This window comes from Lacihabitans sp. LS3-19 (assembly GCF_024343575.1).
Taxonomy (GTDB): domain Bacteria; phylum Bacteroidota; class Bacteroidia; order Cytophagales; family Spirosomataceae; genus Leadbetterella.
Map to the genome: position 1 here is coordinate 1 of NZ_RJUA01000049.1, position 2,143 is coordinate 2,143.

At 37.6% G+C, this 2,143-nt stretch carries 1 protein-coding gene; it reads left to right on the top strand.

The window, feature by feature from the left end; genetic code table 11:
• On the top strand, nt 1-2,143 hold a 2,143-nt coding region (locus EGI22_RS15180), incomplete at both ends, for an SdrD B-like domain-containing protein (RefSeq protein ID WP_310588167.1).

Genomic DNA, 2,143 nt, shown 5'->3' on the forward strand with positions numbered 1-2,143 from the left:
TAATATCAGTGGTGCTGGCGTTTTTGCAAACGATACTTTGACTTGGAGCGGTTTATCTATCGCTTCGGGTGGTTCTGTGGTATTGACTTATGAAGCTACTGTTTTGGCTCCTGGTGTGGGTATTTCCTTTACCAATGTCGCTCAAGTGATTGCTTCTGACCAGTTTGACCCGAACTCAACGCCTGACAATGACGTACCTACGGAAGATGATTATGATTCCGTGACCCCTGGTGCTCAGATCGCGGATTTGAGTTTAACTAAAACTATAAGCAATTTAAATCCAATTGTGGGAGATGTAGTCATTTTTACATTAACCATCAATAATGCTGGGCCTGATTCTGCTACGAATGTTTCCATTGGAGATGCTATTCCAAATGGCTATGGAAACATTACCAACATAAGCAATTCTGGAAATTTATTAGTAGATTCTTTGGTATGGAATATTCCTACAATTTTGTCAGGAAATTCTCAAATACTAACTTATAAAGCTACGGTTTTGCCTCCTTTATCAGGCATTAGCTATACCAATATTGCACAAGTAGTAGGCGTAGACCAATTTGATCCAAATAGTACGCCAAACAATAATATTCCAACGGAAGATGATCAAGACCAAGTGGTAATAACTTTAGATAATAGTATTCCAATTGCAGTGGCAGGAACAGGCTTTACCATTACTTGCGTTGATAATACTTTAGGACAAGAAATTGGAGAAATAGCTGAAATTGGTCATACCTATAGCTGGTCGCCATCAATTGGACTTAGTGATGCTAATATTTCTAATCCGATCGCTTTGCCTTCAATAACCACGATTTATACGGTTACAAAAACCAATATTGTGAATGGATTTACGGCAACTGCATCAATTGTTGTAGCTGTAGATACGATTATGCCATTGCCTACAATCTTGGGTAATGATACTATTAGTGTCCTTCAAAGCAATGTTCTAAGAATTGCTCAAGGAGGAGAATCATATCTTTGGTCTAATGGATTAGGAACCAATGATACCGTAAGTATTTCTACGCCTGGCATTTATACCGTAACGGCAAAAAGCTTAAACGGTTGTACAGCAACGGCTACAACAGAAGTTATTGAAGTAAGATTTGGTTCCATTGGAGATTTAGTTTGGGCAGACTACAATAACAATGGCGTGCAGGAGCTTACTGAAAGTTTTATGGATAGTATTAAAGTTTACCTTTACGACGGAACTGGAACTGTGTTGTTAGATAGTACAATTTCAGATATTAATGGAAAATATCTATTTGATTCTTTGCCTTCTGGGAACTACAAATTATTCTTTAAAACCCCATCTGAGGCTATGGTTTCACCTCAATATAATGGAATTGACACCTTAGATAGTGATATTAATACGTCGGGATGGACTGAAACAATTAGCATTGATGTTACTAAACCTGTCAATGATACTTTGAGAAACAATACCAAAAAAGACGCTGGATATGTTCCTTATGGCTCTATTGGCGACTATGTTTTTGAAGATAAAGACTTTTCAAATACACAAAATGCTGGGGATACCCCATTGCCAAACGTTACGGTGTACTTACTCAATGCGTCAGGTGTAATTATTGACACGACAGTTTCAGGAATTGATGGAAAATATGTATTTAACAATGTAATTAACGGCGATTACCGTCTCCAATTTGTTAAACCAGTAGGAATGAATGCTGATTTGAAAAACATTGGCTCAGATTCTGAACTCGACTCAGACGCCGATCCAATTACTGGAATCACTGATTTGTTTAATGTGAATACAACATTGACCTTAAATGACCCTCTCAGAAATCTAAATGCTATGGACGCTGGATTTAATTTTTATGATCCAAAAATTAGATTGACTAAAGATGGAGTTTTGGTAGGAACAGGCTTAGTTGGAGATAAAATCACGTACGGATTTACGGTATTGAATACTGGAAATATCACGTTAAGCAATGTTTTCATTGAAGACACTTTGATTTCTAACAGTCCAATCAGTGTTTCACCAAACGTGTTGGCACCAAACCAAACTGGATTTGCAATAGCACATTATACCTTACTAGCTGCCGATATTGAAAGAGGCTATGTTGCAAACTCAGCCTTGGTATTCGGTACTGACCCAATAGGTGTAACTGTAACCGATACATCTGACAAT